Here is a 14,278-nt window from a genome sequence, read left to right on the forward strand (position 1 = left end):
GGAACGGCGCCGGTCATCGCACGACCTCCGGGAGGGCTCCGGCACGGACGGCCGGCAGTCCCGGGCGGATCGCGTCGAGCGCCCGGCGCCGCAGGGACCGGACGGCCGCCGGACGTCGCCCGACAGCCTCGGCGATCGCTGCGTCGTCGAGATCGTCGAGGTACGCCAGGACGAGCACCGCCCGTTGCACGGGTGGCAGCCCGGCCAGCAGTCGACGCAGCAGGCCACCGTCCTCGACGCGTTCGGACCCGAGGTCGGCCACGCGATCGGGCCCACTCTCGGCGACACGGCCGGGTTCGCTCTGGCGGCCGGATCTGCCGTCGGCGACCGGCGGAGACGCCGGCGGAGTGGGCCGGAGCAGGCGGACCAGCGTCCGGAGCCGACCGATGTGCAGCCGGATCATCTCGACTTTCGCGTACTCGACCGGGTTGCCGTCGGCGAGCACGCGATGCCACACCCCGGCCACCCGGACGTAGGTCTCCTGGAGAAGATCCTCCGCCCGGTCCGGGTCTGCGGCGACCGCACGCGCGTACCGGCGCAGCACCGGCGCGGAGCGGTGGACGAACGTCTCGAACTCGTCGGCTGCCATCCCGCCTCCCTCCCGAGTGCGGTGTCCAGAAACGTTCACCGGGCCGCGCCGCGACACCGCCAACGTTCCTGGACACCGCACTAGGCACTAATACGCTGCGGGGAGGTGATTGCGTTGCGGCCCGTCGACCACAACCGCCGACCGTTCGGTCAGCGACGTCCGGCGCGGCGGCTCGCCGGCCGAACCGGATCAGCACCATCAGGGCAGCCGGACAGCCGACCCGCCGGTCGACACCGGGCCGGTCGACACCGGGCCGGTCGACATCGCCAAGGTCGGGCGAGCCATCGGACTGGGCGACACCGTCAGGGCGCAGGCGACACCGTCAGGGCCGGACGACGCCACCGGATTGGGTGACGTCGCCGGGGCAGGGACAGACCGCCGGACTGGCCGGGGCCGCTTCGGAGGGCTCAGGCGGGGAGCGTGATCCTGCCGTCGATCGCGGACGACGCGATGTCGCCACGGTGGTGCGACCCGGCCAGCGTGATGCCGCGTACCAGTTCGTAGGCGGCGTCGCGCGCGGCGGCCAGGTCGGGGCCGGTGGCCGTACCGCAGAGGACCCGGCCGCCGGCGGAGAGCAGGGCACCGTCGGCGGCCCGGCGGGCGGTGCCGGCGTGGATGACTCCCGGGCGGTCCGCGCCGGTGATCACGTCACCGGTACGCGGCGGGGCCGGATAGCCCTCGGCGGCGACCACCACGGTCACCGCCGCGCCGTCGTGCCAGCGCAGCGGCGGGTGCTCGGCCAGCGTGCCGGTGGCGGCGGCGTGCAGCAGACCGGCCAGCGGCGTCTCCAGCAGGGCGAGCACCACCTGGGTCTCCGGGTCGCCGAAGCGGGCGTTGAACTCGATCACCCGGGGACCGTCGGCGGTGATCGCCAGCCCGACGTAGAGCAGGCCGGCGAAGGGCGTGCCCCGACGACGCATCTCGGCCAGCGTGGGGTGCACGACGTCCCGCATCACGTCGTCGACCAGGTCGGACGGCGCCCAGGGCAGCGGCGCGTACGCACCCATGCCGCCGGTGTTCGGGCCGCTGTCACCGTCACCGACCCGCTTGAAGTCCTGCGCCGGCAGCAGCGGCACGGCGGCCTCGCCGTCGGTCACCACGAACAGCGAGACCTCCGGGCCGGCCAGGTACTCCTCGACGACCACCCGACCGCACTCGGCGGCGTGCCGCAGCGCGGCGTCGCGGTCCTCGGTCACCACCACGCCCTTGCCGGCGGCGAGCCCGTCGTTCTTCACCACGTACGGCGGCCCGAACTCGTCCAGGGCAGCGGCCGTACCCGCCTCGTCGGTGCAGGTGTGGGCGCGGGCCGTGGGCACACCGGCGGCCGTCATCACGTCCTTGGCGAACGTCTTGGAGCCTTCCAGCTGCGCTGCCTCGGCCGACGGGCCGAACACCGCGATGCCCTTGGCCCGCAGCGCGTCGGCGACTCCGGCGACCAGCGGCGCCTCCGGCCCGATCACGACCAGGTCGGCGGCCACCTCGACCGCGAGTGCCGCCACGGCTTCGGGATCGGTCGCCACGACCTCCCGCAGCTCGGCAACGCCCGCGATCCCGGGATTGCCCGGTGCCGCGATCACCTGCTCAACGGTCGGATCCTCGGCGAGCCGCAGCGCAAGCGCGTGCTCCCGTCCACCACTACCCAGCAACAGAACACGCACAGCCGGCATCCTACCCACCACCCTCCTCGACCCTGTTGATCAAGAAGTTCGCGTCTCAATTCCGGCGTGTGGACGCCCAAACTTCTTGATCAACGAGGTAGGCGGGCCGGGCAGGGCGGGCGGGGCAGGGCGGGCGGGGTGGGGTGGGGTGGGGCGGGCCGCGTGAGGCTGGGGCGGCGGGGTTAGTGGGGGGTGCGGAGGGCTTGTTTGACGGTTTGCGGGATGTAGTCGGGGTGGAGGGTGTCGGACCAGGTGAAACGGAGGATGCGCCAGCCGGCGTTGACCAGACGGTTCTGTCGCATCCGGTCCGCGTAGATCGCCTGCGGTCCGTCGTGCGGCCCTCTGCCGTCCGCCTCGGCGATCAGGCGGGCCCGGCGCCAGCCCAGGTCACCGACGCCCAGGAGCCAGCCGTCCTCGTCTCGAACCTCGACCTGGAGCACGTCCGGCGGGACACCGCCGTCGACGCACCGCAGCCGGGCACGCGTCTCCAACGGTGACTGGGCCCGGCCGTCCGTCTCGGCGAGGTGCCGCCGGGCGGCGACCGCACCGCGCCGTCCGGCGATCAGAGCGGGGATCGACGCCAGGTCCGCCTCGGTGAGCAGCCGCTTGTTGAGGGCCGAGTCCAGGACGCAGACCGCCGGGTACCGGTCTGCGCGCAGGATGACGTCGGCGACGGTACGCACAGCCGTGGTGACCGGCACACCGGCCAGCACCTCGACATCCTCTGAACCCAGGGTCAACTGGTGTACGACGATTTCCGGATCCGTACGCCGCTGCGGGCGCGGGCACTGCACCGGCACCGAGACGTGGATCTCGGACGCGGCACGCAGCCCGGCGATCCCGTGCATCTCGGCGGCGGTCCCCAGCACGGCCACCGCCTCCGGCCCCAGACTGTCCACCGCCGCCCGGATCCGGGCCCGTCGTAGCGCCAACGGGTCAGGTTCGGTGGACGGCGTGAAGCGCCCCCGGGCCAGCCTGACCCAACGCCCCGACCGGACCAGGTGGCGGATCTGCCCCCGAGTGAACCCCGCCGACAGCGCCTGTTCCACCGTCACCACACCGCTTCGCGCCCCGAGTCCCGTCTCCCCCATCCCCCCACCCCACCGCCCGCAGCCCCACTTTTCCACCCCTGTGGATAACCCGCTGCCCCCTGTGGACAACCTCCGCCGCCTGCGGAGTTGATCAAGGGATTTGGGTCACCCGGGACCTCCCACCGTGACCAAAACTTCTTGATCAACGCGGAGAGGGGTGGGGGGTGGGGGTGGGGGGTGGGGGGTTAGGGGAGGAGGGGGTGGCGGGTTACGTTTTCCTCGCGGCCGGGGCCTACGCCCACGACGCTGACGCGGGTGTTGCAGAGCTGCTCGATGCGGGCGATGTAGCGCCGGGCGTTCTCGGGGAGGTCGTCCTCGGTCCGCGCCTTGGTGATGTCCTCCCACCAGCCTTCGTGCTCTTCGTAGATCGGCGTGGCGTGGTGGAAGTCGGTCTGGGTCATCGGCATGTCGTCGACGCGCTTGCCGTTGATCTCGTAGCCGACGCAGATCGGCACGGTGGCCAGGCCGGTGAGGACGTCCAGCTTCGTGACGACCAGGTCGGTGACGCCGTTGAGGCGGCACGAGTACCGGGCCACCACCGCGTCGAACCAGCCGCAGCGGCGCTCCCGGCCGGTGGTGGTGCCGTACTCGTGGCCGACCTTGCGCAGGTGCGCACCGTTCTCGTCGAAGAGCTCGGTCGGGAACGGACCCGAACCGACCCGGGTGGTGTACGCCTTGCTCACCGCGATCACCTTCGTGATCGCGGTCGGCGGGATGCCCGCGCCCACGCACGCGCCACCGGCCGTCGGGTTCGACGAGGTGACGAAGGGGTACGTGCCGTGGTCCATGTCGAGCATGGTGGCCTGGGCACCTTCGAGGAGTACGGTGTCGCCACGGTCCAGCGCGTCCCAGAGCATCGCGCGGGTCTCCGCGATGTACGGCCGCAGCCGCTCCGCGTACTCCAGGTACTCCTCGATGGTGGCGTCGACGTCCCCCGCCTTGCGGTTGTAGACCTTGAACAGCACCTGGTTCTTCTCGCGCAGCGCGAGTTCCAGCTTCTTGCGGAAGATGCCCGGGTCGAGCAGGTCCTGCACCCGGATGCCCATCCGGGCCACCTTGTCGCCGTACGCGGGGCCGATGCCCCGGCCGGTGGTGCCGATGCGGGAGCTGCCCAGGTAGCGCTCGACCACCCGGTCCAGCGCCCGGTGGTGCGGCATGATCAGGTGCGCGTCGCCGGAGATGCGCAGCCGGGAGACGTCCACGCCGCGCTCGGCGAGCCCGTCGATCTCGTTCAGCAGCACCTTCGGGTCGACCACCACGCCGTTGCCGATGACGATCACGGCGTTCGGGGAGAGCGCACCCGAGGGCATGAGGTGCAGCGCGTACTTCTGGCCGTCAGGGGTGATCACGGTGTGTCCGGCGTTGTTGCCGCCGGAGTAGCGCACGACGTAGTCGACCCGCTCACCCAGTTGGTCGGTAACCTTGCCCTTGCCCTCGTCACCCCACTGAGCGCCGATGAGCACGATCGCTGGCATCTCTTCGCCTCCAGAAGGCTCGGGTGCCAGATGGCGACCGTGTCAGCGAGCCCGGGGTGTCAGGTTAACAAGTAGTGACGGCACGACCGGCAGGGGTCGCGCCGAGAGGCAGGAGGGGCCTACCCGTGTACGACGTGGTGCTGCTCACCCTCGGCTCGGAGCGGGACGCTCCCGGGGCCGGTTGTGGCAGCGGCGGTGCCTGTTGCGGCGGAACGCCCGAGGCCGCCCCGGACCGGCCGGAACGCTGCGAGACGCCGCGCGTACCGGTGCTGGCCTGCGCAGACGCGCTGACCGCCCGAGGCGCACGGGTCGAGACGGTGACCGCCCGATCGGACGCGGAGATCGACGAGGTGCTGGCCCGACTGGACGCACCGCCTCGGCCGGACGGGCTCACCTGGCCCGACCCGGACTCCAAGGTCCGCCTCGTGCTGGCAGTGGCCGGTGACGCACAGTTGCGGGCCGTGATACGCCGGTTGGTCCGGCGGTACGCCCCGCCGCCGAGTCGTCGTCCGGCCGACCTGGCCGACGGCCGGACCGTGCCGGACCTGCCGCCCGTCGGCGTACTGCCGCTGGATCCGGCCCGCAGCACCACGCACCGGGACCTCGCCGCGCAGCTCGGCCTGCCCCGTGATCCGGCGGTGGTGGCCGCCGCCGTGCTCGACGGCACGCCCCGCCGACTGGACCTGCTGCGCAACGACGGCGGCTCGGTGACCCTGGACGGCGCGCTGCTCGGTGCCGCCGCCGAGGACGGGCGCCCGTTGCACTGGCGTGGTCGGGTGGAGGTGGACGACGCGGTGCTCTCCCACGGCGACGATCCGCTGCTGGCATGCGCGATCGGCAACGCCGCCGGGTACGCCCGGCTCGACGACGTCACCCTGCTCGCCACGCCCGACCCGACGGACGGGCTGGTCGAGGTCGCGGTGGCGGTCCCGGTGGTGACCCGGTCACGGCTGGGTCGCCGACGGGTACGCCTGGAGGTACGTCGGGCCCGGGGCCGGGCGGTGTCCGTGCTGCCCCGGGACGAGGCTGCGCTGCCGTATCTGGACGACGGCGTGGAGGGTCAGTTGACCCGTAAGCGGTCCTGGTGGACCGAGTCGGGTGCCTGGGCGGTCTGGGCGGTCTGACCCCACCCCGCGTCGGCGGCCGAGGTCGGCCGGTGGGCCTATCCTCGGCAGAGGGAATGGGGGAGGAACCGTGGTGGACGAGAACGCCGACCGGGCGCACGTGCCCGGCCAGCAAGGGGCGCCGGAACGGGACATCGAACCACTCTGGCCGCCGGACCAGGTCGAGGGCTTCGGCACGCCCGCATGGGCGACGCCACCGACGCCTCCCGCCGCGCCGCCCGTTCCGCCGGACCACTCGGCCTACCCGGTGCCGCCGACCGCCGGTCCGCCGGGTCACCTGCCGTCGACCGGTCAGCCGGCCGGTCCGCCATCGCCCGCCGACTACCCGTCGCTGACCGCCGGTGGGCCCAATGGTGTCGGCGGCGAGTCAGGTCCGCCGCCGGGATGGGCGCCGACACCACCGCCCGTGGTCGGCGAGCAGGCGAACGTGCCACCGCCCGTGGTCGGCGGGCGGGCGAACGTGCCTCCACCCGTGGTCGGCGGGCGCGCGAGTGTGCCACCGCCCACCGGCTGGGCACCCGTACCGCCGCAGCCGGAGCACGGCCGGGTCGACCTGGACCTGCCGTTCACCCTCGACCGGCCGACCTCGCTCGCGCCCCCGCACGAGCGCACGTCCGGCACCGCAGGCTCGCCGCCGGACGCGACGGCCGACCACGGTCCGCGTGCCGACGCCGACCTGCGGCCCGCCGCCGACATCGGCTCGCCCGCGGACGACGGTGGGCCGGACCTGGACGGCGGGACCGAGGCGGGGACTGCGGAGACCTCGACGGGCGGCGGCGACCGTCCGCTCGGCGACGGCCCGCCGCCGCCCCGGCCGTCGACGGAGTCGCCCTGGGCGCAACCTCCGCAGCGCCCGACCGCCAACCTGCCGGAGGGCAGCGACCCGGCCCAGACCACCGACGGCCCGCCGCGTCCCGGTTGGGCCCCCGGTATGCAGCCGCCTCCGCCGGTGCCGTCGGCCGTCGGAACCAGTCGGCCGGTGCCGCCGCAGGCCGGGACGTACCCCGTGCCCGCACCGCAGCACGGCACCCCGGTACCGCCGCCGCACCGCGACGCGTTCCCGTTGCCGCACGTCGGTCCGTTCCCCGAGCACCAGGGCGCGGTCGTGCCGCCGGTGCCGCAGCACGGCGTCCCGATGCCACCGCCCCAGTCCGGCCCGTTCCCGCCGCAGCCCGGCGTCGTGCCGCCTCAGCCCGGTGCGGTGCCGTCCCCACCCGGCGCGGTATCGCCGCAACCCGGGGCAGTCCCGACCCAGCCCGGGGTAGCGCCGACCCAGCCCGGCGCGGTGCCGCCGTATCCGGACGGCTCGTCGTACGCGGCGCCGCATCAGGCGGAGTCGCCGCCCGGACCGTTCCCGCCGCAGCCGGCCTGGAACCCGGCACCCTGGCAGCAGGGCGCGCCGACGACGGCGTCCCCGACGCCGCAACTGCCCTACCAGGGCGCGACCCCGACGCCCGTCGGCTACCCCGATCCGGCCTGGAACCCGGCTGAGCCGGGCGTCCCGCCCACCGCCGAGGACTTCGCCCGGCGGCGGCAGGTCCGCCCGGCCGACCCGGTCGCCACCATGGGCGTACGGGCGGTGGTGAACCGGACCGGCCTGGTGAAGCTGCCACCCGGCCGGCAGGAGCTGGAACTCAAGCGGGACATCGAGACGGTCCGCCGCAACTTCGGCGGGCTCCGGCAGGTGACCGTGGTCAACCCGAAGGGCGGGGCGGGCAAGACCGTCGCCATCCTGCTGCTCGCGATGACCTTTGGCCAGAAGCGCGGCGGATACGTCCTCGCCTGGGACAACAACGAGACCCAGGGCACCCTCGGCATGCGCGCGCAGCAGGACTTCCACTCGCGTACGGTCCGGGATCTGCTGCGTGACCTGGGGCAGTTCCACGGTGCCCACGGGCGGGTCGGTGACCTGTCGCAGTACGTCCGCTCGCAGGGCGAGGGGATGTTCGACGTCCTCGCCTCCGACGAGTCGGCCACCGGCGGCGAGATGCTCACCGCCTCGGCTTTCGGCGAGATCCGTGAGGTGGTCAGCCGCTTCTACAAGCTGATCTTCGTGGACACCGGCAACAACGTCCGGGCCCAGAACTGGCAGGCCGCGATGGACGCCACCGACCAACTGGTGGTCACCATGTCGGCCCGTAACGACTCGGCCGAGACCGCTGCCCGGATGCTCGACCACCTGGAGCAGAGCGGTCGGCAACGGCTGGTCCGGCAGGCGGTCACGGTGGTCTCCATGCCGCCGTCGCGCAAGGAGATCGACCTGCCCGCGATCCAGGAGCACTTCGCCGCGCGTACCCGGGGCGTGTTGCTGGCGCCGTACGAGCGGCTCATCGACACCGGAGAGCCGATCCGGTACGCCCAACTCTCGGCGGCGACCCGGGACGCCTGGCTCAAGATCGCCGCCTCGGTCGCCGAGGGACTCTAGACCCCGACCGCGTCACGTCGGGCCGCCGGCCCGGGGAGCATCTGCCCCGAGTCGGCGGCTCGACGGGCGCTCAGTTGCTGGCCAGCGCGTCGGCGGCGGCCGGGTCGCAGTCACGGAGGAACTGGGCACAGCGGGCCGCCTCGTCCGCCTCACCGATCGCGTCGGCGGCGCGGGACAGCACATAGAGGCAACGCAGGAAGCCCCGGTTCGGCTCGTGCGACCAGGGCACCGGCCCGTGCCCCTTCCAGCCGCTGCGGCGCAGCTGGTCCAGTCCCCGGTGGTAACCGGTGCGGGCGTACGCGTACGCGGCGACGATCTGACCCTCGGCGAGGGCGCGGGCGGCCAACGCCGCCCACGCGGCGCTGTGCGTCGGGAACCGGCCGGCCACCGCGGCCAACGCCTCGTCGCCGCCGTCCTGCTCGGCCGTGGCCAGCGTGGCGTCGGCCTCGTCGTGTGCGGGCAGGAGCGTGGCCGGGGGCTCCGGCAAGAGGTTCTGCATCGTCCCATTCAACCCGCTTCCGGCCATGGCCCGCGAGGGGGTCCGGCGAGCCGGCTGGCTGAACGGCCGAGAGGTCCGTCACGCCTGCGGCCCATGCCGCCGCCCGGTCCTTTCCACTACAACTAAAAGACCGGAGCCTCCCCAGGAACCGGAGTTGCGGGAGCTCGGCCAGGCCGCCGGGCTCCCGCCACCTTTCCCAGCCGGTCGGGGCCAGCTCGGGCACGGTTGCGGCAACCGGGCAGGATGGCCGGGTGCCGACCCCACCCCCCGCGGACGTCATCGAGCCGCACACCTGGTTGAACGAGATCCAGACCCGGGCCGAACTCGATCAGCGGCTCGCCGACGGAACCCTGGTCGGGCTGACCGTCCAGGGGCTCCGGCTGGACCTGGAACCGATACCCGACCTCAGCGACACCGAGGTCGCCGGAGCCCTCTTCGTCGGCTGCCGCTTCGCCTCCCGGCAGGTCGGCGCGGACCTGGTCCGGCGCGGCGCGAACGTGGTGCCGCCCTTCTCCGGGCTGCCGTACCCGACCCAGCCACCGCACCTCTACACCCCCGAGGAACTGGCCGCCGGCTTCACCGAGGGCGGCTTCGAGGCGATGTACGACAGCCGCGTGTACGCGCACTTCCGCGCGCACGGCGGGGCGCTCCCCGACGTACGCGAAGCGCTCGGCCAGCGGTTGCACGACCACGGCGTGGACAACGCGCTGGCCGACGCCACCCGGGCCTGGCTGGCCACGCACGGACCGCAGTCCGTCGTCGGGGTGATGGGCGGGCACGCCGTACGCCGAGGCAGCGCGCCGTACCGGACGGCCGCCGTGCTGGGCTGGGAGCTGGCGCGGGCCCACCGCCTGGTGGTGACCGGCGGCGGCCCGGGTGTGATGGAGGCCGCCAATCTGGGCGCGTACCTGTCGACCCGGTCGGCCGAGGACCTCACCGCCGCCATCGACCTGCTCGCCGCCGCACCCGACTTCACCGACCACGACCGCTACACGGCGGCGGCACTGCGGGTCCGGGAGCTGTTCGGCCGCTCGGTCACGCCACCACCGGAGGACGACGGCGAGCCGGCCGTCGCGTACCGGGCCGACTCGGCCGCGCTGACCACCGGCGACCTGGACTGGGCCAACTGTGGCGGGCTGGCGGTGCCGACCTGGCTCTACGGCCACGAACCGGCGAACCTGTTCGCCGGCCGGATCGCCAAGTACTTCTCCAACGCCATCCGCGAGGACACCATCCTGCGGCTGGCCCGGGGCGGGATCGTGTTCGCGCCCGGCCGGGCGGGCACGGTGCAGGAGGTGTTCCAGGCGGCCACGAAGACCTACTACGGCACGGACGGGGCAAGCGGGGCGTACGTGTTCCTGGACCGCGAGTACTGGACCTCGGAACTGCCGGTGGAGTCACTGCTGAAGCCCCTGCTGGCCACGTCGCCGTTCGGCGACCTCTCCGGCACCGTGCACCTCACCGACGACGTGCACGAGGCGGTCCGGCTGCTCCTCCGCTCGTCGGCGGAGTAGCTCCGTCCTCGGTGTAAGGAAGGGACCCCTGCTATACACCAGGCGTTAGTAGGGGACCCCTCCTTGCACGAAGCCCAGAAACGCGACGGCGGCCGGCCCCGTGGGAGGAACCGGCCGCCGTCGGCGGCGACGTCAGGACGTCACTTGGTCATCGTGGTACCGGTCGAGCGCAGGTGCTCGCAGGCCTCCGCGACCCGGGCGGCCATGCCGGTCTCGGCGGCCTTGCCCCACACCCGGGGGTCGTACAGCTTCTTGTTGCCGACCTCGCCGTCGACCTTGAGCACGCCGTCGTAGTTGCGGAACATGTGGTCCGCCACCGGCCGGGAGAAGGTGTACTGCGTGTCGGTGTCGATGTTCATCTTCACCACGCCGTAGTCCAGCGCCTCGCGGATCTCGGACAGCAGCGAGCCGGATCCACCGTGGAAGACCAGGCTGAGCGGCTTGTCCTTGCCGTACTTGGCGCCGACGGCGTCCTGGATCTGCTTGAGCACCTCGGGCCGCAGCTTGACGTTGCCCGGCTTGTAGACGCCGTGCACGTTGCCGAAGGTCAGGGCGGCCATGTAGCGGCCCTTCTCGCCCAGGCCCAGCGACTCGACCATGGCGAGGCCGTCCTCGACCGTGGTGTAGAGCTTGTCGTTGATGGCGTTCTCGACGCCGTCCTCTTCACCGCCGACGACGCCGACCTCGATCTCCAGGACGATCTTGCCCTTGGCGGCCTCGGCGAGAAGCTGCTCGGCGATCTCCAGGTTCTCCGCGACCGGCACGGCCGAGCCGTCCCACATGTGCGACTGGAACAGCGGCTCCTGGCCGTTCTTGACCCGCTCCTGCGAGATGGCCATGAGCGGCCGGACGAACTTGTCCAGCTTGTCCTTGGGGCAGTGGTCGGTGTGCAGCGCGATGTTGACCGGGTACTTCTTGGCCACCTCGTGCGCGTACGCGGCGAACGCCACCGCGCCGGTGACCATGTCCTTCACCGACGGGCCGGAGAGGTACTCGGCGCCACCGGTGGAGACCTGGATGATGCCGTCGCTCTCCGCGTCGGCGAAGCCCTTGAGCGCCGCGTTGAGCGTCTGGGACGACGTCACGTTGATCGCCGGGTACGCGTACCGGCCGGCCTTGGCGCGGTCCAGCATCTCGGCGTAAGCCTCGGGGGAAGCGATGGGCATGTCGAACGCTCCTTACTTGCCGCTGACGGCCGTGCGGCCGCCGCTCTTCGTGCGCCGGCCGTTCGGCCGCCTGTCGACGGTCGGCCGGGCAGCCGCGCGAAACTCCGTTGGCGGTCGGCCGGATGGCCGCCTGATCGCCATTGGTGCGCCGGACCGCGCTGTCCTACGCGGGCAGTATCCCGTAGCTGGACCAGCCCGGCACAACCGGCCCGGCGCCGGACGGCTCACCGACGGTCCGCACGGTCCGGCACCACGACGCTGATCAGCCAGGTCGCCACCGCCATCACGATGGCTCCCCAGAAGGCGGCCCAGAAGCCGTGCACGTGGAACGGCAGGTCGAGGGTGCCGGCGATCCAGTCCGTCAGCAGGAACAACAGCGCGTTGACCACCAGCGCGAACAGGCCGAGGGTCAGCAGGTAGAAGACGCAGCCCACCACTTTGATCAACGGCTTGAGCACCGCGTTGATCACCCCGAAGATCAACGCCACGATCAACAGGGTGAACACGGTGTCGTAGCCGGTGCGCCCGGTCACCTCGACCCCCGGCACGATCAGCGTGGTGATCCACAGTGCGACGGCGGTCGTCACCAGCCGGATGAGGAAGCCCACGGGACCATCCTGGCATCGGGGCGGCCCGCCGGTGGGCCGATTCGCCCGACTCGGCCGTACCCCGGGTGCGCTCTTCGCCCCGCCGGGTGGCGTGCCGGTTCCCAGCGCGACACCGGCACAGCCCGTACCGTGGAGCGGTACCGTCCACCGACATCCCGGAGGCACCGAATGGGCCAGCCCGGCGAGGACTTCGCCCCCGGCGACCACCTCAGCGCTGACGAACGCGACCTGGAGGCCGAGCCGGCCGACGCGGTCGAGCAGGCCACGGTGGTCAACCCCGCCGAGGTCGAGGACGAACCGCACCGCGGCCTGGAGGTCGCCGACTGGGACGCCATGGAGCAGGCCCGCGTAGTAGCCCCCGACGAAGACGACTACCGCTGACCTCCCGCACCACCCCTCCCCCTGGACTCCCCGCTGACCAGCAGCCCACCCCGCAAGCTCCCCCTCTGAGCAGCACGCCCCCCCTCGCCCTCCGACGGCGCATGCACACGTCAGGTTTCCGGGGAGCCCCACCCGCGCAGGGATCAAGCCTGACCGCCCGGAGCGGGTGGGGCTCCCCGGAAACCCACCCCGAGACAACGCCAAAACCCAAGAGCACAAGATCGACCAACCTGGCACGATGAGCCGCGTGCTGCTCACCCTGACCACCACGCACCACCCCGCGACCGACCTGGGCCATCTCCTGGTCAAGCACCCCGACCGCACGCACACCTTCGACGTGCCCGTCGGCACCGCGCACGTCTTCTATCCCGAGGCCGGGGAGCGGCGCTGCACCGCCGCGCTGCTGCTCGACGTCGACCCGGCGAAGCTCGCCGCGCAGGGCCGGGGTCGGGGCCGCCACTCGGCCACCACGCCGGAGACCTTCACCCTCGGGCGGTACGTCAACGACCGGCAGTACGCCGCGTCCAGCCTGCTCGCCTCGGCGCTGTCGCGGGTGTTCCGGTCGGCGTTGCGCGGCGAGTCGCGGGACCGCCCGGAGTTGGCGGGTACGGCCATCCCGCTGGAGGTACGGGTGCCGGTGCTGCGCTGCCGGGGCGGCGCCGACGTGGCCGTACGCCTCTTCACTCCGCTCGGTTGGGCCGTCACCGCGACCGCCGTCCCGCTCGACGAGGCGTACCCGGAGTGGGGCGACAGCCGGTACGTCGATCTGGCCCTCACCGGCACGCTGCGGGTGGCCGACGCGCTCAACCACCTGTACGTCCTGCTGCCCGTGCTGGACGACGCGAAGCACTACTGGGTGGCGCCGGACGAGGTCGACAAGCTGTTGCGGGCGGGCGCGGGTTGGCTCGGTGATCACCCGGAGCGTGCGCTGATCGCCCGCCGCTACCTGGCGCACCGGCGGGCGCTGGCCGGCGCGGCGTTGGAGCGGCTGGCCGCCCAGCGGCCCGTCGACGAGCCGACGGCGGACGACGACGTGGACGAGGTGCCGGCCCGCGCGGGCGGGGCCCGGGCGTCGCTGGCCGCGCGCCGCCGGACGGCGGTGCACGCCGCGCTGGTGACCGCCGGTGCGCATCGGGTGCTGGACCTGGGCTGTGGCGGGGGCACGTTGCTGGCCACGCTGATCGGGGACCGGCGGTTCACCGAGATCGTCGGCACCGACGTCTCCGTCCAGGCGCTCGCGTCGGCCGCCCGGCGGCTGCGGCTGGACCGGTTGCCCGAGCGTCAGCGCGACCGGGTGACGCTGCGGCAGTCCGCGTTGACCTACCGGGACGACCGGTTGCGCGGGTACGACGCGGCGGTGCTGATGGAGGTGGTCGAGCACGTCGATCCGCCTCGGCTGCCGGCGCTGGAGGACAGCGTGTTCGGGTACGCCCGACCGACGACGGTCGTGGTGACCACGCCGAACGTCGAGCACAACGTGCGGTACGAGGGGCTGGCGCCGGGTGCCTTCCGGCATCCCGACCACCGGTTCGAGTGGTCCCGGGCCGAGTTCGCCGACTGGGTGCGCCGAGTCTGCGCGACGTACGGCTACACGGCCGCCTCGTCCGGCGTCGGCGACGACGACCCGGAGGTGGGCGCTCCCACCCAGCTCGCCGTGTTCACCCGGATCTGAGCGTTCACCCGGATCTGAAAGTTAATAGGGGGCCCTTGCTCTACCGGAGGCGTTAACAAGGTGCCCTTCCTTATTC

General features: G+C 72.8%; 12 protein-coding genes. 5 read left to right on the forward strand and 7 right to left on the reverse strand.

Going from position 1 to position 14,278, the window contains the following annotated elements; translation table 11 throughout:
• Positions 1-13: 13 nt before the first annotated feature.
• From ACFYTT_RS10165 to ACFYTT_RS10180, 4 genes are all read right to left on the reverse strand, one after another.
• On the reverse strand, positions 14-589 hold the full coding sequence (locus tag ACFYTT_RS10165; RefSeq protein ID WP_387258501.1) for a sigma-70 family RNA polymerase sigma factor: 576 nt from the start codon (positions 587-589) through the stop codon (positions 14-16).
• Positions 590-996: 407 nt separating this feature from the next.
• Entirely contained in the window at positions 997-2,247 is a 1,251-nt protein-coding gene (gene purD, locus ACFYTT_RS10170) for a phosphoribosylamine--glycine ligase (RefSeq protein WP_387258502.1), read from the reverse strand.
• 182 nt (positions 2,248-2,429) lie between these two features.
• Positions 2,430-3,338, reverse strand: a complete 909-nt coding sequence (locus ACFYTT_RS10175; RefSeq protein WP_387258504.1) for a type IV toxin-antitoxin system AbiEi family antitoxin domain-containing protein — start codon at positions 3,336-3,338, stop codon at positions 2,430-2,432.
• Between the two features lie 185 nt (positions 3,339-3,523).
• Positions 3,524-4,813: an adenylosuccinate synthase gene (locus tag ACFYTT_RS10180; protein ID WP_131056071.1), complete on the reverse strand. Its 1,290-nt coding sequence runs from the start codon at positions 4,811-4,813 to the stop codon at positions 3,524-3,526.
• Between the two features lie 125 nt (positions 4,814-4,938).
• Between ACFYTT_RS10180 and ACFYTT_RS10185 the strand changes: the two genes are divergently transcribed.
• Positions 4,939-5,937 (forward strand): hypothetical protein, encoded by a 999-nt coding sequence (locus ACFYTT_RS10185; protein WP_387258506.1) that lies wholly within the window; start codon positions 4,939-4,941, stop codon positions 5,935-5,937.
• 727 nt (positions 5,938-6,664) lie between these two features.
• Complete coding sequence (locus ACFYTT_RS10190; RefSeq protein WP_387258678.1) at positions 6,665-8,362, forward strand: chromosome partitioning protein; 1,698 nt, start codon at positions 6,665-6,667, stop codon at positions 8,360-8,362.
• A gap of 70 nt (positions 8,363-8,432) precedes the next feature.
• Here the strand turns inward: ACFYTT_RS10190 and ACFYTT_RS10195 are convergent, their stop codons facing one another.
• Positions 8,433-8,861: a DUF3151 domain-containing protein gene (locus ACFYTT_RS10195; protein WP_131055180.1), complete on the reverse strand. Its 429-nt coding sequence runs from the start codon at positions 8,859-8,861 to the stop codon at positions 8,433-8,435.
• A 251-nt stretch (positions 8,862-9,112) separates the two neighbouring features.
• Between ACFYTT_RS10195 and ACFYTT_RS10200 the strand changes: the two genes are divergently transcribed.
• Positions 9,113-10,375, forward strand: coding sequence for an LOG family protein (locus ACFYTT_RS10200; protein ID WP_387258508.1), 1,263 nt, complete (start codon positions 9,113-9,115; stop codon positions 10,373-10,375).
• Between the two features lie 140 nt (positions 10,376-10,515).
• On the opposite strand, the gene fbaA is transcribed toward ACFYTT_RS10200, so the two are convergent.
• Together fbaA and ACFYTT_RS10210 are read right to left on the reverse strand one after the other, a co-directional pair.
• Positions 10,516-11,541, reverse strand: a complete 1,026-nt coding sequence (gene fbaA, locus ACFYTT_RS10205) for a class II fructose-bisphosphate aldolase (protein ID WP_131055184.1) — start codon at positions 11,539-11,541, stop codon at positions 10,516-10,518.
• A 224-nt stretch (positions 11,542-11,765) separates the two neighbouring features.
• Positions 11,766-12,149 carry a phage holin family protein gene (locus tag ACFYTT_RS10210; protein WP_387258510.1) on the reverse strand — a complete coding sequence of 128 codons (384 nt, stop codon included), beginning with the start codon at positions 12,147-12,149 and terminating at the stop codon, positions 11,766-11,768.
• A gap of 168 nt (positions 12,150-12,317) precedes the next feature.
• Between ACFYTT_RS10210 and ACFYTT_RS10215 the strand changes: the two genes are divergently transcribed.
• Positions 12,318-12,530, forward strand: coding sequence for a hypothetical protein (locus ACFYTT_RS10215; RefSeq protein ID WP_176092245.1), 213 nt, complete (start codon positions 12,318-12,320; stop codon positions 12,528-12,530).
• Positions 12,531-12,777: 247 nt separating this feature from the next.
• The gene (locus ACFYTT_RS10220) at positions 12,778-14,202 is read left to right on the forward strand and encodes a 3' terminal RNA ribose 2'-O-methyltransferase Hen1 (protein WP_387258680.1); all 1,425 of its coding nucleotides are present in this window, start codon (positions 12,778-12,780) and stop codon (positions 14,200-14,202) included.
• Positions 14,203-14,278: the final 76 nt, after the last annotated feature.

It is taken from the genome of Micromonospora sp. NPDC003816 (assembly GCF_042874705.1).
GTDB lineage: Bacteria > Actinomycetota > Actinomycetes > Mycobacteriales > Micromonosporaceae > Micromonospora.